The 17226-nt window shown below is 60.9% G+C and carries 14 protein-coding genes; 8 read left to right on the top strand and 6 right to left on the bottom strand.

The features are described 5' to 3' along the window. The first annotated feature begins 71 nt into the window (after positions 1–71). The 5 genes from B5M06_RS04575 to B5M06_RS04555 all read left to right on the top strand — a co-directional run bounded on the left by B5M06_RS04575 (position 72) and on the right by B5M06_RS04555 (position 4671). On the top strand, positions 72–464 hold the full coding sequence (locus B5M06_RS04575) for a hypothetical protein (protein ID WP_080025167.1): 393 nt from the start codon (positions 72–74) through the stop codon (positions 462–464). Positions 465–521: 57 nt separating this feature from the next. Further along, on the top strand, positions 522–1043 hold the full coding sequence (locus B5M06_RS04570; protein ID WP_054065721.1) for a copper chaperone PCu(A)C: 522 nt from the start codon (positions 522–524) through the stop codon (positions 1041–1043). Positions 1044–1290: 247 nt separating this feature from the next. Further along, entirely contained in the window at positions 1291–2172 is an 882-nt protein-coding gene (locus B5M06_RS04565; RefSeq protein ID WP_054065700.1) for a PhaM family polyhydroxyalkanoate granule multifunctional regulatory protein, read from the top strand. Positions 2173–2211: 39 nt separating this feature from the next. Next, positions 2212–3570: an MFS transporter gene (locus tag B5M06_RS04560; protein ID WP_054065699.1), complete on the top strand. Its 1359-nt coding sequence runs from the start codon at positions 2212–2214 to the stop codon at positions 3568–3570. Between the two features lie 33 nt (positions 3571–3603). Beyond that, on the top strand, positions 3604–4671 hold the full coding sequence (locus B5M06_RS04555) for a zinc ribbon domain-containing protein (RefSeq protein ID WP_054065698.1): 1068 nt from the start codon (positions 3604–3606) through the stop codon (positions 4669–4671). Positions 4672–4862: 191 nt separating this feature from the next. On the opposite strand, the gene gltS is transcribed toward B5M06_RS04555, so the two are convergent. After that, positions 4863–6083: a sodium/glutamate symporter gene (gltS, locus tag B5M06_RS04550; protein ID WP_240183997.1), complete on the bottom strand. Its 1221-nt coding sequence runs from the start codon at positions 6081–6083 to the stop codon at positions 4863–4865. A 238-nt stretch (positions 6084–6321) separates the two neighbouring features. On the opposite strand from gltS, the gene hemE reads away from it, so the two are divergent. Both hemE and priA read left to right on the top strand, forming a co-directional pair. Further along, a complete protein-coding gene (gene hemE / locus B5M06_RS04545) occupies positions 6322–7437 on the top strand; it encodes a uroporphyrinogen decarboxylase (RefSeq protein ID WP_054065697.1) in 1116 nt (371 codons plus the stop codon). A gap of 396 nt (positions 7438–7833) precedes the next feature. Then, a complete protein-coding gene (gene priA / locus B5M06_RS04540) occupies positions 7834–10005 on the top strand; it encodes a replication restart helicase PriA (protein WP_054065696.1) in 2172 nt (723 codons plus the stop codon). An 83-nt stretch (positions 10006–10088) separates the two neighbouring features. Here the strand turns inward: priA and B5M06_RS04535 are convergent, their stop codons facing one another. From B5M06_RS04535 to B5M06_RS04515, 5 genes are read right to left on the bottom strand one after another with little or no spacing between them, the layout of a single operon-like run. Continuing rightward, complete coding sequence (locus B5M06_RS04535) at positions 10089–10919, bottom strand: ChbG/HpnK family deacetylase (RefSeq protein ID WP_054065695.1); 831 nt, start codon at positions 10917–10919, stop codon at positions 10089–10091. A 4-nt stretch (positions 10920–10923) separates the two neighbouring features. Continuing rightward, entirely contained in the window at positions 10924–11331 is a 408-nt protein-coding gene (locus B5M06_RS04530) for a GtrA family protein (protein ID WP_054065694.1), read from the bottom strand. Then, entirely contained in the window at positions 11328–12344 is a 1017-nt protein-coding gene (locus B5M06_RS04525) for a glycosyltransferase family 2 protein (protein ID WP_077344592.1), read from the bottom strand. The genes B5M06_RS04530 and B5M06_RS04525 overlap by 4 nt, the downstream gene beginning before the upstream one ends. Continuing rightward, positions 12341–13951: a glycosyltransferase family 39 protein gene (locus tag B5M06_RS04520; RefSeq protein ID WP_054065693.1), complete on the bottom strand. Its 1611-nt coding sequence runs from the start codon at positions 13949–13951 to the stop codon at positions 12341–12343. Before B5M06_RS04520 ends, B5M06_RS04525 begins: the two co-directional genes overlap by 4 nt. A 56-nt stretch (positions 13952–14007) precedes the next feature. After that, positions 14008–14955 (bottom strand): AEC family transporter, encoded by a 948-nt coding sequence (locus tag B5M06_RS04515; RefSeq protein WP_054065692.1) that lies wholly within the window; start codon positions 14953–14955, stop codon positions 14008–14010. A gap of 199 nt (positions 14956–15154) precedes the next feature. Between B5M06_RS04515 and B5M06_RS04510 the strand changes: the two genes are divergently transcribed. Next, positions 15155–17221, top strand: coding sequence for an ATP-dependent helicase (locus tag B5M06_RS04510; protein WP_054065691.1), 2067 nt, complete (start codon positions 15155–15157; stop codon positions 17219–17221). Positions 17222–17226 lie beyond the last annotated feature (5 nt).

The raw sequence follows: 17226 nt of genomic DNA, 5'->3' as shown, positions 1-17226 counted from the left end.
AGGCATATTTGGCTTGAAATTCAAGCCGATGGCATCCGGTCTGCAGCAGTGGGCTCGATAGAATTGCCGACATGTTGAACCGGCTGATCACCACGCATCTGCGCCGCACCAGCTCGCTGGTGCTGGCAGCATGGCTGTGCGTGTGCATGGTCAGTATCTGGGCGCCGATGGCACGGGCCCAGATCAGCCAGCAGCATGTGGTGCATCTGTGCTCAGGGGAATTGGCGCCGCTGGATGCACCCAGCCCGTTGACCGATGCTGGGCAGGGTATGGCGCTGCACCATACGCTGGACTGCCCACTGTGCCTGCCGGTGCTGGCACCGCCGCCACAGCAGGTGCAAGCAGCCAGCGTACAGGTGCCTGCCGCCCAGCCTCAGGCCTTGCCGCCAGCAGTGCATATTCCGTGCCGCGTAGCTTTGCCTCCCGTGCGTGCACCACCTTCGAAGACATGGATCCTGTCCTGAGTGGCACAGGCCATCTGGCATGTGCCTGGTGTTGAGTTTTTTTACCAAGTGATTCCCATGTCTTTGCACAACAAAATTTTCTCGGCTGCAGTGCTTGCTGTAGCGCTTACCACGGGTGTGGCCATGGCCCATCCTGATGCCGCCCATGTACAGGCAGAAGGCGCATGGGCGCGTGCTTCCGTGCCGGGGCAGCAGGCTACAGGGGGCTTCGTGCGTCTGACGGCGCAGGAGCCGCTCGAGCTGGTCGGCGTTGAAACGCCTGTCGCCGCGGTGGGCGAAATCCATGAAATGAAGATGGAAGGCGATGTGATGCGCATGCGTGCCATCGACAGCCTGCCGCTGCCTGAGGGCCAGACCGTGGAGCTCAAGCCCGGTGGCTACCACCTGATGTTCCAGCAGCTCAAGGCCCCGCTGCAGGAAGGCACACAAGTGCCCGTGACGCTGATCTTCAAGGACAGCAAGGGTGAGGCTTCGCGCCTGCATCTGGAGCTGCCTGTGCACCGCATGGCGCCCAAGGCGGGCAGCCATGGTCACAGCATGCAGCATGGGCATGGCAGTGCGCATCACCATGGCCAGTAAGACCTGCTAACGCAACCCTTGATACGTCGTTGCGAAGCCTTGTCGTACTACTCGTACTGTCTACGGCTTCGCGCACCGTCTCAAACGCAAACCTGCGGTTTGCTGGGTAGCGTTAGCGGCTTTAAGCCAGGCAGATGCTGTACGCGTGACAGCGTACAGCGGCCGCTGCGTTAAGCTAGCTGGCAGCCAGCCCGGGTACACCGCTGTGCCCGGGCTTTTTTTGTATTGCACGCAATGGGTGATGGCTATGAGTGATTCCTCCGCGTTCGGTTTTGGCAAATTCATTCCGGGGTTTGAGTTTTTGCAGAGCCTGGGCAAGGTCGGGCAGGGCAGTGCGGCACAGCCTCCGTTTGCGAACTGGGTAGCCCCTACGCTGAGCGTTGAAGAAATCAACAAGCGCATCGAAGAGCTCAAGGCCGTGCAGTTCTGGCTGGAGCAAAACAGCAAGGCACTGGCCGCGACCGTGCAGGCGCTGGAAGTGCAGAAGATGACGCTCTCTGCCTTGCAGGGCATGCATGTGAATTTGGGGGAAATGACCAAGGGGTTTCCTTTTGCCTCCACGAGCGCAGCAGCAGGACCGGACTTGTCGGACTGGCCCATGTCTGCGGCGGGCAAGACGCCCACATCTGATGCCGCAGCCCCCCAGCCTGCTGATGAAAGTGCAGCGCAGCAGGCGCAGCAAGATGCGGCGCAGGAGCAGTCCACACAGGCCGCAGGCATGGCTGCGGCGATGCAGTGGTGGGGTGCGCTGACGCAGCAGTTTCAGCAGATTGCCCAGCAGGCCATGCAGGATCCTGCACAGCAGCAGGCGGTATTCCAGGCCACGCAGATGTCCACAGATTTGGCGCGCACGGCTGTCAAGACGGCCAGCGACATGGTGCGCCAGGCCGTAGCCCAGACACAGGCGGCTGCCAGCTCGGCCAGTACTGCCAAGACGGGTGCCAAAACCACTGCATCGGCCAAGTCCAAGCCAGCAGCGAAGCCTGCGAACGCAACCCGCGCCACACAACGGACAGCCACGCCCAAGGCTGCACCGGCTGCGGCAAAGAGCAGCAAGGCGGTAAAGGCTGCGCCAGCGGGCAAGCGCAGCAGCCCGGCGAAAAAGACCAGCGCTCGCAAGTCAAGCTGATACCCTGCAGGACGAAGCAAGCGTTCTGACTATTTGCCCATGGCGGCCATGCACCACACACCGTCTTCGCAGTTCGCGCTGCTGCGCCAGCAGCGCTTTGGCCCCTTCTTTGCTACCCAGCTGCTGGGGGCGGCCAACGACAACCTCTTCAAGTTCGCGCTGACGGTGCTGGTCACCTACCAGCTGCAGGTAGCATGGCTGCCAGCATCCATCGCCGGTCTGGTGATAGGTGCCTTGTTCATTCTGCCTTTTGTGCTGCTTTCGGCCACGGCAGGGCAGCTGGCAGACCGCATGGACAAGGTCGTGCTCATGCGGCGGGTCAAGGATTGCGAAATTGCCATCATGGCAGTGGCGCTACTGGGTTTCTGGCAGCAGTGGCCTGTGGTGCTGATGCTGTGTCTGGTGGGTATGGGCGTGCACTCCACCTTTTTTGGCCCTGCCAAGTTTGCCTATCTGCCCCAGGTGCTCAAGCCATCAGAGCTGACGGGGGGCAATGGCATGGTGGAGATGGGCACCTTTGTGGCCATCCTGCTGGGCAATGTGGTCGGCGGCCTGCTGATTGCTACGCCCGAAGTGGGGCGCTGGCATGTGGCGCTGACCTGTCTGCTGCTGGCCATGCTGGGGCGCTGGGCGGTACAGGGCATTCCCCGGCAGGCCGTGTCTGCCCATGCAGCGCCGCTGGGCTGGAATTCGTGGCGCGAAACGGCCGCCAATCTGCGCCTGGCGCGCACCGATGGCCGGGTGTTCAGGGCGCTGCTGGGCATCAGCTGGATGTGGTTTTTTGGGGCTGTGTTTCTGGCGGAATTTCCGGTACTGACCAAGGAGGTGCTGCAGGGCAATGAGCGTGTGGCGGCCTGCCTGCTGGTTGTGTTTTCACTGGGTGTGGGCACAGGCGCACTGCTGTGTGAAATCCTGTCGCGTGGACGCATAGAGCCTGGGCTGGTGCCGCTTGGTGCTTTGGGGATGACGCTGTTTGCTGTGGATTTCTGGTGGTCGCTGGCACATCTGCCACGCGCAGCGCAGATGCTGGACCTCTGGAGCTTTGTGCAGGCACCGCAGCGCTGGCGCGTGCTGCTGGACCTGTTCGGCCTGGCGCTGTCGGCAGGCATTTACAGCGTCCCGCTGTATGCCCTGATTCAGCAGCGCAGCCCAGTGACGCACCGCGCGCGCATCATTGCTGCCAACAATATTCTCAACGCGCTGTTCATGGTGGCATCGGCGCTGATCGCAGCCGGACTGCTGGCTGCAGGCCTGAGTGTGCCGCAGCTGTTTCTGTGCATGGGGCTGGCCAATGCTGTGGCACTGGTACTGATGTGCTGGCGGGAGCCACTGTATGTTCGTCGCAGTACCTACTGGCTGCTGCGCAGCCTGAGGCGGCGAAATTCCAAGCCGACATAATGGCTACGTTCCATTGAACGAGGGAGTGCGTACATGAGCAAGTCTTTGCGATGGTCGGAAGTCTGGTTCCGCCGAGGTCTGTGGCTGGTCGCCGTGGTCTTTGCCAGTTTTCTGATTGGTCTGGGATCTACGGTGGTGGGAGACCTGCCTCAGGTCGAGCATCGGCTGACGCTGGACGACTTCGTCGATGCGCAGCAGGCGCAGCCCTTGCGTAACGAACTGGCTGCGCTGAACAAGGAGCGTGACGAGGCGATGGATGCCCGTGAGCAGGCGCAGCTGCAGTGGGAAAAAGCACGCGGTGACACGCAGGTGGCACGTGAGAACTTCATGGCCTGGATTGCGACACGCTCTGCGACGCAGCGCAGCGAGCAGGACCCTGAAGTGATAGCACGCAACCAGCAGCTGGAGCAGTTGCGCCAGGCAGAGCGTCAAGCACAGCAGGCGCTGCAGGAACAGGAGCAGACCTTGCTGAATCTGCGCCAGCAGCAAGCGCGCACGAATCAGGCACTGAACGCGCTGGAGAACGATGCACGAGAGGCTTTGCACAGCGCCTGGCGTGCACAGGAGCTCAGGGTGTTCTTCTATCGCTTGGCCTTGACGTTGCCATTGCTGCTGCTGGCGGGCTGGCTGTTTGTCAAAAAGCGCAAGAGCACCTGGTGGCCCTTTGTCTGGGGCTTTATCTTTTTTGCGCTGTTTGCCTTCTTTGTGGAGCTCGTGCCCTACCTGCCCAGCTACGGTGGCTATGTGCGCTATGCCGTGGGCATTGCCATTACGGTACTGGTGGGGCGCTGGGCCATTGTGGCGCTGCAGCGCTATCTGGAGCGGCAAAAGCAGGCCGAGGCCCTGCCTGCCAGCGAACGCCGCGTGAGTAAGACGTATGACGCCGTGCTGGCGCATCTGGCCAAAAGTGTGTGCCCGGGCTGTGAGCGCCCTGTGGACCTCAAAGATGGCGTGACGGATTTCTGCCCCCACTGTGGGCTGAACCTGTTCCAGGCCTGCCATGCCTGCGGCACGCGCAAGAGCGCTTTCTCCAAGTTCTGTTTTCACTGCGGCACGCATACGCATAACCACAGTCTGCCGGGCGAAGACAGGCAGGCGTAAACCAGCTCTGCAGCCTGCTGCTGCAGGCCAGAAAAAAGCCGCTGTGTGCATAGACTGTGCACACAGCGGCTGGGTATTGGCGTGGACCAAGGCTGGGTATCCGTGAAGCGGCTGAGCCCTGCTTCACACCAATTTCTTCATCGGCCCACAGACGTGTATGGTGCGTATGCCTTGTGACAGGCGTATGACGTTCAGAGCAGCATCTGAATGATCAGGGCGTTCACAATGTCCACAAAGAAACCACACACCAGTGGTACGACGATGAATGCCCGGTGCGCTGCGCCATGTCGGTGGGCCACGGCGGTCATGTTGGCCACCGCAGTGGCGGTAGAGCCCAGGGCAATGCCACCAAAACCAGCGCTGATGACGGCAGCCTCATAGTCTCTGCCCATGCAGCGAAAGACCACAAACAGCGCGAAGCAGATGGTCATGAGCACCTGCAGCACCAGCACGGTCAAAACAAAGCCCATGACGCCCTGCAGTGCCCATAGCTGCAGGCCCATGAGTGCCATGGTCAGGAACATGCCAAGGCTGATGTCGGAAATCATGCTCAGGCCCTGGCGCATGCTGTTCCAGTGGAACAGCCCCAGCTTGCGGCGCTTGCGCGAGAGCATCCATTGCCCCAGCGTGTTACGCAGCAAAATGCCGCCCATCAGACATCCCACAAACATGGGCAGCTGCAGGCCCACCTTGTGAAACAGTGGGGTGATGATGCCGCCGATCATGAGTGCCATGTTCAGCCACAGCCAAGCGCGCAGCACGCCAAAGTAGTCCAGCGGCACGGTCAGTTGCTGTGCGGGAACACCCACGTCCAGCGGGCGTGCGCCGCTGCCATGGATGGCGTGCCGTCGCATCAGGTAGCTGGCAATCGGCCCGCCGATTGCACAGGCGGCGATCATGCCGACCATGTTGCTGGCCATGCCCAGTTCCACGGCGTTGTGGATACCGAGTTTTTCCACAAAGGTGGGTCCCCAGGCCAGGGTAGTGCCAACACCGCCGGTCAGTGAGATGGAGCCCGTCATCAGTCCAGCGCGGCTATCCAGGCCGAACAGCTCGGCCACGCCCATGCCCAGCAGGTTCTGCAGCAGGATAAAGCCGGTGGCCAGCGCCAGCAGAATCAACAGTGGCTTGCCGCCTTGCTTGAGGGTGAGCAGGTCAGAGCGCAGACCAATGGCCGCAAAGAAGTACAGCAGCAGGGTGTCGCGCACATTCAGATCGAACTCGATCTTGCTGCCGGTGGTGTAGTAGATCAGGCCGACGACCAGGGCGCAGGCAAAGCCGCCCACCACGGGCTCGGGAATGCTGTAGCGGCGTATAACGCCCCAATACTCGGCAATTTTCTGCCCTGCAAAAAACAGCAAAATAGCCAAGGTAAAGCTCTGGAAAGCAGGAATGCTGATGGTCTCTGGCAAGGTCACGGCGTACGGTATAAGTTGTAACAGGAAGCAAAGCCCGCGATTGTGCATGAGCGCAGTTGCAAGGCTTGTGCTGTATCAGTAGACGTGCACCCTCTTCGCAGCGGGAGGCCTTAGAAGCCAGGTGTTGCAGGCCCATCCGTTAAACTGGCCGTTTCCCAAGAACCCAAGAACATGTAGGAGGTGCTTTCGTGAGGATTGGCACCTTCAGGTCTTTTCTCTGTGTGAGCGCTTCATGTCTTTTGCCCCCCTTCTGAACGACACCTTCCTGCGCGCCTGCCGTCGTCAGGCGACCGACTACACCCCGCTGTGGCTGATGCGTCAGGCTGGCCGTTATCTGCCGGAGTACAAGGCCACACGCGCCAAGGCGGGCAGCTTCATGGGGCTGGCTACCAATGTGGACTACGCCACGGAAGTGACGCTGCAGCCGCTGGAGCGCTTTCCGCTGGATGCTGCGATTCTGTTCAGCGACATCCTCACCGTGCCTGATGCCATGGGGCTGGGCCTGTCGTTTGCAGAAGGCGAAGGCCCGCGTTTTGCCAAGGTGGTGCGCGATGAAGCCGCTGTGGCCGAGCTGGCTGTGCCGGATATGGACAAGCTGCGCTATGTGTTTGACGCAGTGACCAGCATTCGCAAGGCGCTGGGCGGTCGTGTGCCGCTGATTGGCTTTTCCGGCAGCCCCTGGACGCTGGCTTGCTACATGGTGGAAGGCAAGGGCAGTGATGACTACCGCCAAGTCAAGAGCCTGATGTACAGCCGTCCTGATCTGATGCACAAGATCCTGTCCGTCAATGCAGACAGCGTTGCTACCTACCTGAATGCCCAGATTGACGCTGGTGCACAGGCCGTGATGATTTTTGACAGCTGGGGCGGCGTACTGGCCGATGGCATGTTCCAGCAGTTCAGCCTGGCTTATACCGAACGCGTGCTGGCGCAACTCAAGCGCACCGGCGTCGATGGCACCGACGTGCCGCGCATCGTGTTTACCAAAGGTGGTGGCATCTGGCTCGATGACATGAAAGGCATTGACTGCGAGGTGCTGGGCCTGGACTGGACGGCCAACCTGGGCAAGGCACGTGCCATCGTGGGTGGTGAAGTGGGCGGCCTCGGCAAGGCCCTGCAGGGCAATATCGACCCCAATGTGCTGTTTGCCCCACCTGAGCAGATCGCTGTGCAGGCGCGCGCCGTGCTCGACAGCTTTGGCAAGCCCCATACGGACCGGGCGACTACAGGCCCTTCCCATATCTTTAATCTGGGTCACGGCATCAGCCAGCACACACCGCCAGAGCATGTAGCTGCTCTGGTTGAGACTGTGCATAACTACTCCCGTCAACTGCGTCTGTCGGCTTGACGAACGGTGTTCAGCGTGTGCCATGAAGCGTAGGTGCGTACCTACGCTTCATGGCCGCAATGGCGCTTCAAAATCCGTGCAAAAGCAGTCAAAAAGTTGCAAATTGACGTCTATCTACGGGATTTTACTTATCGATGACGGCCTTGCTTCTGTGCATTGGAGTGCCACTTATGCACAACTTTGAGCAAGCGGGAGGCTGATTGGACGGCAATGAAGCTGATAGCGCTGAACGAACTATTTTCGTAATAAGTATCTGTTTTTATTGAGAAATTTTCTTCATGAGAATGTCATGAAGAAAACGCGATGTTTTTGAGCTTGCTTAAAGGTGTGGGGGGTGATTGACAATCCCCACAAAGTTATCCACAGAAACTGGGGTTTCCCACACACAATCTCCCGATGCAGGTTCTGTCTGACATTTCGGCGGCATCCCATGTGATAAGTGTCGCGCTCCACACGCCGATTCACAGCGGTGTCGGACATCTGCTGAGTTATCTGCACAGCCAGCCTTTGCCCGCAGGGACGCTGGTGCGCGTACCGTTGGGGGCACGGCATCTGCTGGGGGTGGTCTGGGATGACCGTCAGCAGCAGCCTTTGCCTGAGCACGCCACGCTGCGGCCGATTGATGCGGTGATGGAAGGGCTGCAGCCCCTGGATACCCACTGGCAGCGTCTGGTGGGCTTTGCAGCGCATTACTACCAGCGCAGCATTGGGGAGATTGCCATGATGGGGCTGCCATCGGCACTGCGGGACATGACAGCAGAGCAGCTGGCCAAGCGATTGCAGCCTCCCAAGCCCAGGAAGTTGTCGAAAAAAGCAGCAGCTGCGAATGCGAATCCTGTGGATAACTCTGATCGAGCCGTGCTCTTTGTGCAAAACCTGATAGCACTCAGCGCAGAGCAGCAAAGCGTCTATGGGCAAATCGAGCAAAATTGCGGCCCCTTCCTGCTGTACGGCAGCACGGGCAGTGGCAAGACCGAGGTCTATATGCGCGTGGTGCAGCAGGCGCTGGAGGCCGATCCGCAGGCACAGGCGCTGGTCATGGTGCCGGAGATCAACCTCACGCCACAGCTGCAGCAACGCTTTGAACAGCGCTTTGTGCCCATGTTTGGGCCGCAGGCCGTAGTCAGCATGCACAGCGGCATGACGGATGTGCAGCGGCTCAAGAGCTGGCTGGCCGCGCATACCGGTCAGGCGCGCATTGTGCTGGGCACGCGCATGTCGGTCTTTGCCAGCCTGCCGGGGCTCAAGGTCATTGTGGTCGATGAAGAGCATGACCCCAGCTACAAGCAGCAGGAAGGCGCACGCTATTCCGCACGCGATCTGGCCATCTGGCGTGGGCACCACTGCGGGGCCAAGGTGATTCTGGGCAGTGCGACCCCTTCGCTGGAGAGCTGGCATGCCAGTGAGCCCGGCATCGGGCGTTACCAGCGTCTGCACATGCCCAGCCGTATTGGTGCGGGTGAGCTGCCCCGTGTCCGCATGGTGGATATGACGCAGCAGCCCAGGAAAACCGTGTTTTCGCAGCCACTGCTGGCCGCTATGACCGAGCGCATTGAGCGTGGTGAGCAAAGCCTGATTCTGCTGAACCGCAGGGGCTTTGCGCCCGTGCTGTTCTGTGCAGACTGCAACTGGAAAAGTGACTGCCCGCATTGCAGTGCCCACCAGGTGTTTCACAAGGGCGACCGCACGCTGCGTTGCCACCACTGCGGCGATACGCGCCGTGTGCCGCATGCCTGCCCTGAGTGCGGCAATCCGGACATCCTGCCCATGGGCAAGGGGACGGAGCAACTGGAAGAAGAGCTGGAGCGCTTGCTGCGTAATGTGCAGCGGCCCGATGGCCGTCCGGCACGCGTGGCACGCATTGATGCCGACACCACCAAGCTCAAGGGGGCGCTCGAAGCACAACTTGCCCTGGTGCACAGCGGTGAGGTCGATGTGCTAGTGGGTACGCAGATGATTGCCAAGGGTCACGACTTTCGTCGTATCACGCTGGTGGCCGCAGTGCAGCCTGATGGCGCGCTGTTTTCCAGCGACTTTCGTGCGGCGGAGCGCCTGTTCTGTCTGCTCATGCAGGCCGCAGGCCGTGCCGGGCGCGATGCCGACTATGTGCGTGCCCATGACAGCCAGCCAGAGATGTGGGTGCAGAGCTTTGAGCCACAGCACAGCGTGTATGCGGCGCTGCGCAAGTATGACTATCCAGCCTTTGCCGCCCTGCAGCTGCGCGAGCGGCAGGAAGCGGGCATGCCGCCCTTTGCTTTTCAGGCGCTGGTGCGTGCCGATGCCAAGACACAGGAAGAGGCGCAGGCCTTTCTGCGCGCGGCCACAGAGGCTGCGCACCAGGGGCAGCTGCCGCATCTGGAAGATGTGTTCATCTATCCGCCCATCCCCATGGCCGTGCAGCGTGTCGCCAATGTGGAGCGTGCACAGATGCTGATCGAGGCCAGCGACCGCCGTGCGCTGCAAAGGTTTTTGCATGCCTGGCAGCCCTGGCTGCACTGGGTACGCAGCCAGCCTGCCCACAAGCGGCTGGTGCGCTGGCTGGTGGATGTGGACCCGCTGTCGCTGTGAAAAATACTTTTCAGTGCCCAGCCCGAAGAATAAGCATGAAAATGCGTCCAGGGCTTATGCAGCAAGCGCTGAAAGCTATGGTTTTAGATTTTTAGAAGCGGCTTGAGCGGCCCTTGCTGGATATGGCACTGGTGCTGCTCCAGCAGCGCTCCAAAGGCTTCGGAGTGCAGATAGTCAAACTCCACAGGGCGCTGTGCGCCAATGGCATCGCCCACAACTTTGGTGGTAGCGGGGTGGCACATCAGCAGGCTGCCAGGCTGCAACTGCGCCAGCCACTGCGCCATCTGCGCGCCATAGGCGTCGGGGGTGGGTGCGTCAAAACCATAGACGCCGCCAAAACCATGGTTGACCAGCACGCCTGCCTTGCGCAGCGCACGCGTGGTCTGCCAGCCGCCCAGTAGCGCAATGATGCTGGCTTTGGGGCTGAGCCACAGCGTGCCCACTGGGGCGGTAGAGCGCACCCAGGGCATTTGCTGCGGGGTGTAGCGCTTGAGCATGACGTCCAGCATGGCCTGGCACATGCCGGGCAGCTGGTGCACGTGCTGATGGCCATCGATGAAGTCCGGTGGTGTGCCCAGCGCTGTCTCAAAGGCATCGAGTTGCTGCTCCCACATGGCGCGCATCTGTGGGGCGCTCCAGTGGCCGGCATAGGCCTGGCGGATGACTGTGCCCAGTGGCTGAGCAGGCACAGAGCCGCCATAGCTTTCGGTCAGGTTGAAGTGCAGCCCTACGGACAGGCGCGGGCGCAAGTCCTTCAGGCGCGGTGCTGCTTGCTGCCAGCGCGGGGCATTGGTCATGCAGCTGGTGGCTGACAGGCGACCTGCCAGGCACAGCTGCTCTACGGCCTCATCGACAGCCGGGTGCAAGCCAAAGTCGTCAGCACACAGAATAAAGGCGCGGGTAGAGGTGGTCATGGCATCAGCGAGCCGCCTTGAAGGCCCAGAACTTGCTCAGAACAAAAGTGCCTGCAGCTACCAGCACCAGTACCAGCGCAAGACTGGCCAGGTAGTTCCAGGGCAGCCAGCGCAGCGCGGCGGCGTACAGCAGCTCATTGGCCACAAAGGAGCCACAGGCGACGGCAAAAAAGCGGGCCACCGTGGCCCAGCCGCGTGCCTGCGCCTGTGAAAAGGTCAGGGCTGCATGGCCGTTGTAGCTCACGATAAAAGCCACCAGAAAGCCCAGTACATTGGCCCACAGCGGTGGCAGGCCTGTGAGTGCAACCACGATGGCAACCACCAGCAGGTGGGTGGCGGCAGCGCTGCCGCCGACCAGGCCAAACTGCACCAGCTGCGGCAGCTGCCGCAGACGCATCAGCAAAGTGCTCATGGCTGCTCTCGCAGAGGACTGGCGTCTTCGTCGCGTGCAATCAGATAGGTGGGGCGCTGCTTGACTTCGTCATAGATGCGGCCAATGTATTCACCCAGAATACCGATGGACATCAGCTGCACGCCGGAGAACAGCATGATGCCGGCAGCCAGCGTGGGCCAGCCTGCCAGGTCTGCGCCAAAGAGCAGGGTATCCAGCGTGATCCACAGACCATAGGCCAGCGCCAGCAAAGCCACGGCACCACCAATCACGCTCCACACGCGCAGTGGCAGCGTGGTGAAGGAGGTCAGCCCCAGCAGGGCGAGCGCCCCGAGGCGTTTGAGATTGAAGCTGGACTGCCCCGCTGCACGGTCCTTGGGCACAAACGGCAGTGCTGCAGTCTTGAAGCCGACCCAGGCGTACAGGCCTTTCATGAAGCGGTTGCGCTCGGGCAGGGCTCTGAGGGCATCGACCACCTTGCGGTCCATCCAGCGGAAGTCGCCGGCATTGGGCGGCACTTTGACGCCGTTGCCGGAGTTCATCAGCGTGTAGAACAGGTTGGTTCCCAGGCGTTTGGCACCGCTTTCTGCACCGCGGTCGGCGATCACGCCATAAATCATTTCATAGCCGCCCTGCCACAGGGCATGCATTTCGGGGAGCATTTCCAGTGGGTGCTGGAAGTCTGCATCGATCAGCAGTACGGCATTGCCGCGCGCGTGGTCGATGCCAGCAGACAGCGCCGCTTCCTTGCCAAAGTTGCGTGACAGCGCCAGATAGCGCACGGGCAGACCCTGTGTGACGAGCTGCATGGCCACATCGTGTGTGGCGTCACGGCTGCCATCGTTGACGATGATGATTTCAAAATCGCTGGTCAGAGCCTGCACGGCAGGGATCAAGGCATTGATGAAATCGCGCAGGTTGTCCTGTTCGTTGTAGGCCGGGACCACGCAGCTCAGCTGCAGGGCAGGGCGAGGCACTGCAGCGAAGGGGGCTGCAGGGGCAAATTCAGCATCCATGCTGGGCGTGGAGGTCATTGCACTTCCTTGGAAGCAGTAGAGGCAGCAGGTACGTCAAACACGGCATAGCGGAAAGGCACGGGCTTGGGAAAGCGCCAGCCGCTGCGTTCCACGGTCAGCACTTGGGGCGCAGCAGTGAGTCCCTGTGCGGCCAGCCACTGTGTGGCTTCTTGCATGCAGGCAGTGTCAGGAATGTCTGGATTGTTGGCTACAGGGCCCAGCGGACACAGCAGCAAGCCGTTTTTGCTGCGCCAGTCGCCCAGACCCGCGAGCTGCGCGGGGAAGCTGTCCGGCATGTAGGGCACGGTTTGCAGGCCAGGCATGGCATAGAAAGCGATCATGGCGTTTTCTGCCCAGTCCCCTCCCACCCAGGCCAGCTGCTGCTGGGGGTTGCGTTCCTGCCACTGTTTCAGAATTTGCTGGGCAGCATCTTCAGTGGGGCGGTAGTAACCCTTGTCACTTTTCTGTGCGTTGACGATGGCCACCACAAGGCCCAGCACGGCCACCAGTGCCACGACAGGCCACCATGCTCTGCGCAGCTTGGTAAGCACCTGCGCCGTCACAGAGGGTGCCAGCGTATGCAGATTGCGCAGCCACAGCAGCGCAAAAGCATAGCCAATAGGGATGGCCCATGGGGTAGACAGCTCCGCTACGCCGAACATGCCGCACAGCAGGGTCAGCAGCCAGGGTGTGAGCGCCAGCCAGTACAGCACGTCGTCCCAGCCGTGGGGCATCCAGCTACGCCACAGGTAACTGCCAAAGGTGCGCAGGCAGCTTTGCTGCTGCATGCGGGCAGACAGGCAGGCATACACCGCGCAGACTGCCAGCCAGGCAGGCAGCCAGTAAAACAGCGGAGAAAGCGTAAAACGCAGCACATAGCGCCAGACCACATCACCGCCGCCCTGATCCATGGCATAGCCAATTGGCGCCCAGTCATGGCCTGCCATCCACGCCACATGGGGGCTGAGTGCCAGTGCAAATACCAGCAGGGCCAGATAGGGGCGGGGCGTCAGCAGCCACTGGTGGCCATCACGGTGCAGAAAGATGGGCAGCAGAAAGCCTGCCAGAAACACACCGCTGTAGTACTTGCTCAGCATGCAGGCTGCGGCCACGATGCCCAGCCAGGTGCTGAACCACACGCCACGCCAGCCTTTTTCCTGCCAGCTGGCCAGCAGCAGGGCCGCAGCCCAGGGCCACAGTGACAGCAGCTGGCTGTTGGCATTGAATTTGCCGGCCAGCGAGGTATAGGGAAAGCTCCACAGCAGCAGCAATGCCCCCCAGTGGGCCAGACCACCCAGACCCAGTCTGCGGCCCAGACTGACTACGCCCCATAGGCCCACGGCGACATTGGTATAGGACAGCAGCCGGTAGGCCCAGTCCGTATTGGGAAAGACCGTAAACCATGTGCCCACTACCCATGCAAAAAACGGTGGATGCTTGTGAGTCCCCCAGAGAAAGGGCTGCGACCATGCATAGTTCTCCAGCATGTCGTTGTAGCTGTCGAGATTGCCTCCCGAGATCCATGACGAGCATGCCCAGACCAGGCAGGCCATGGCAATCAGCCATGCAGTCTGTCGACCACTGGGTGGTGGAAATGTGCTGGTGGTGGGGGAGGGTGTCTGCATGTCAATCCTGTGCGGAGGGATTGACTATTGTAAAGATCGGTGCTGTACCTCGCTGTTTAGGCGACAAGGCTGACGGCGGCAGAAAATGTCACAAAGGCCAGCGCTGTGCTCACCAGAATAATGCGTGCCACCCGACCGCCATGGGCACCAAAACGCTCGGTCAGCAAGGACACATTGCTGGCACTGGGCAGTGCTGCGACCAGCACGAGTACGGTGATGGTCATGGAGCTCAGCGGCAGTCCCAGCCACACCGCGCTCTGGCAGGCCAGCCACATCAGCGCAGGGTGCAGCAGCAGCTTGGCCAGCGCGATAGGTACATAGTGGCGCGCAGCAACGTATTCATGCTGATTCATCTGTGAACGCGCCAGAACCGCTCCAATGGTGAACAGTGCCACGGGTGAGGCAGCGCCTGCTAGCATGGCGACGGTTTTTTCGAGCGGTGCGGGCAGCTCCCACGCCATGGCCGAGGCACAGGCGCCCAGGATGATGGACCAGGGCATGGGGTTGGAAAACACACCCTTGAGCGCATTGCGTAGCGCCTGCAGGACGCCGGCTTCACCTTGCCCGAGGCGCGATAGCGCAATGCACAGCGAACTGGTGATCACCATGTCGATGGCCATGGTCAGAATGACCGGGCCTGCGCTGGCATCACCCAGCAGTGTCACCAGCAGCGGCACGCCCATGAAGCCGGAATTGGGAAAGGCGGCCACCAAGGCACCAAAGGCAGCGTCATTCCAGCCCCAGCGTGTGTGGCTCAAGGCCATGGTGCCCCCCACGATCAGCAGGCCGCACAGCAAATACACGCCAGCAGCCACCGGGTCGATCAGCTGCGTAATCGGCGTCTGTGCGCCGAAGCGGTACAGCATGCAAGGCAGCGCAAAGTACAGCACAAAGGTGTTGAGCCCGGGAATGGCCGCCAATGGCAGTACGCCCCGGCGCGTGGCGACAAAGCCGCACAGCACCAGGGCAAAAAAGGGAAAAGTGACCGCAAGAATGGACAGCACAGGGCGCGATTGTGTCAGCCCTGTACTGCAGCAGGTGCAGGGAATTTCGCGCAGGTGACAGCTGTTGTGCCCGGCACACTTGCCATTGACACGGGCATGTGGACGCGCAGGGGCATGGGGCAGAGGGCTTGCGTATGATTGCCCCGCGCCTGAGGTTGCAGGCGCTTGTTTTTCTCTGTCTGCTCAGAACACTACGTCCATGTCCGCTGGTTTGAATCTCGCCCAACTCCAAGCTGTCCACTACACCGAAGGCCCCTGCCTGGTGCTGGCAGGCGCAGGCTCGGGCAAAACCCGCGTGATCACGCACAAGATTGCCCGCCTGATTGAAAACGGCCTGGCCCCCAGGCGCATTGCGGCCATTACCTTCACGAACAAGGCGGCTGCTGAAATGCGCGAGCGCGCTTCCGGTCTGATTGGCCGTGCCGCCAAGGACGTCATGATCTGCACCTTCCACTCGCTGGGCGTGCGCATGGTGCGCGAAGATGGCCATGTGCTGGGTCTGAAGCCCAACTTCAGCATTCTGGATGCCGACGATGTGACGGGCATCCTCAAGGACTGTGCCGGTGGTACCACGGACGCGGCCACCGCACGGCAGTGGCAGTGGACGATTTCCAACTGGAAGAACGCAGGCTGGGACAGCCGCAAGGCCCTGGCCATGGCGCAGGACGACCATGAGCGCAGCATTGCCCTCATCATGCAGCGCTATGAAGAACGCCTGACGGCCTACCAGAGCGTGGACTTTGATGACCTGATCGGCATGCCCATGCGCTTGCTGAAAAACCACCCCGAAGTGCGTGAGAAATGGCAGCGCCTGCTGGGCCATGTGTTGGTGGACGAATACCAGGACACCAATGCCACGCAGTACGAGCTGCTCAAACTCCTGGTGGGCGAGCGCGGCCATTTCACGGCCGTGGGTGATGACGACCAGTCCATCTACGGCTGGCGCGGTGCGACGCTGGACAACCTGAAAAAGCTCCCCCAGGACTATCCACAGCTCAAGATCATCAAGCTGGAGCAGAACTACCGCTCCACCTCCGCCATCCTGCGCGCGGCCAACAATGTGATTGGCCCCAACCCCAAGCTGTTTCCCAAGACACTGTTCTCGGAACTGGGTGAGGGCGAGCCCGTGCGCATTGTTGATTGCGACACCGAAGAGCATGAAGCCGAGCGCGCTGCCATGCGTATTGCCAGCTTGCGTGCCAATATGAATCCGCAGCCTGCGTGGAAGGACTTTGCCATCCTGTACCGCGCGAACCACCAGGCCAAGCCGTTTGAAAAGGCGCTGCGCAAGCTCAATATCCCGTACAAGGTCTCGGGTGGTACCTCCTTCTTTGACCGTGCGGAAATCAAGGACCTGTGTGCGTGGTTCCGTTTGTGGATCAACAACGACGATGACCCTGCGTTTTTGCGCGCCATCACTACACCGCGCCGCGGTATTGGCCACACCACGCTGGGCAAGCTGGGCGAGTTTTCAGCGCAGCACAAGCTGAGCATGTTCGGTGCCTTGTTCTCCAGCATGCTTGAAGCGGTACTGCCCAAGAAAGCGCACGAAGGCCTGCTGGAATTTGGGCGCTACATCAATGATCTGGAATACCGCGCACGCCACACGCTGGGGGCAGAAGCCTCGCGCAGCTTCATGCTCGATTGGCTCAAGGAAATTGGCTATGAGCAGTATCTGTACGACAGCGAAGACAGTGAAACCGTGGCCGCCGCACGCTGGACCAATGTGCTGGAGTTCTGCGACTGGATGAGCCAGCGCGCAGGCGGCCAGATTGAAGATGCAGCAGGCACGACCACGCAGACCGAAGTCAAAAGCCTGCTGGATGTGGCGCAGAACATTGCGCTGCTGTCCACCATCTCTGAGCGTGAGAAAGAGCAGGACATGGTGATTCTGTCTACGCTGCACGCATCCAAAGGCCTGGAGTGGCCGCATGTGATGCTGGTGGGTGTGACCGAGGGCATGCTGCCCTTCAAGCTCGATGATGACGACGGCAAGCAGCAAAAAGTCAGCGACGATATTGCAGCCCGCCTGCAGGAAGAGCGCCGCCTGATGTATGTGGGTATTACCCGTGCCCAGCGCACGCTGGTCGTGAGCTGGACCAAGCGCCGCAAAAAGGGGCGCGAGATGGTGCAGTGCCAGCCCAGCCGCTTTATCAAGGAAATGAATCTGGATGCCAGCACAGCCCGTGAAGATCCCCGCGAAAAGCTGCGCCAGCTGCGCGAACAGCTGGCCCGCAAGGCTGCAGCTGCTCCCAAAATTATTTAACCCCT

It is taken from the genome of Comamonas kerstersii (genome assembly GCF_002056725.1).
Lineage (GTDB): Bacteria > Pseudomonadota > Gammaproteobacteria > Burkholderiales > Burkholderiaceae_C > Comamonas > Comamonas kerstersii.
Note: the sequence above shows the minus strand (reverse complement) of the source record. Positions and strands in the feature narration are given on the sequence as shown.

Excerpts from the sequence above, each read along its gene's own strand:
- B5M06_RS04575 (WP_080025167.1), top strand. The coding sequence starts at position 72 with ATGTTGAACCGGCTGATCACCACGCATCTGCGCCGCACCAGCTCGCTG.
- B5M06_RS04570 (WP_054065721.1), top strand. The coding sequence starts at position 522 with ATGTCTTTGCACAACAAAATTTTCTCGGCTGCAGTGCTTGCTGTAGCG.
- B5M06_RS04565 (WP_054065700.1), top strand. The coding sequence starts at position 1,291 with ATGAGTGATTCCTCCGCGTTCGGTTTTGGCAAATTCATTCCGGGGTTT.
- B5M06_RS04560 (WP_054065699.1), top strand. The coding sequence starts at position 2,212 with ATGGCGGCCATGCACCACACACCGTCTTCGCAGTTCGCGCTGCTGCGC.
- B5M06_RS04555 (WP_054065698.1), top strand. The coding sequence starts at position 3,604 with ATGAGCAAGTCTTTGCGATGGTCGGAAGTCTGGTTCCGCCGAGGTCTG.
- hemE (WP_054065697.1), top strand. The coding sequence starts at position 6,322 with ATGTCTTTTGCCCCCCTTCTGAACGACACCTTCCTGCGCGCCTGCCGT.
- priA (WP_054065696.1), top strand. The coding sequence starts at position 7,834 with ATGCAGGTTCTGTCTGACATTTCGGCGGCATCCCATGTGATAAGTGTC.
- B5M06_RS04535 (WP_054065695.1), bottom strand. The coding sequence starts at position 10,919 with ATGACCACCTCTACCCGCGCCTTTATTCTGTGTGCTGACGACTTTGGC.
- B5M06_RS04530 (WP_054065694.1), bottom strand. The coding sequence starts at position 11,331 with ATGAGCACTTTGCTGATGCGTCTGCGGCAGCTGCCGCAGCTGGTGCAG.
- B5M06_RS04525 (WP_077344592.1), bottom strand. The coding sequence starts at position 12,344 with ATGACCTCCACGCCCAGCATGGATGCTGAATTTGCCCCTGCAGCCCCC.
- B5M06_RS04520 (WP_054065693.1), bottom strand. The coding sequence starts at position 13,951 with ATGCAGACACCCTCCCCCACCACCAGCACATTTCCACCACCCAGTGGT.
- B5M06_RS04510 (WP_054065691.1), top strand. The coding sequence starts at position 15,155 with ATGTCCGCTGGTTTGAATCTCGCCCAACTCCAAGCTGTCCACTACACC.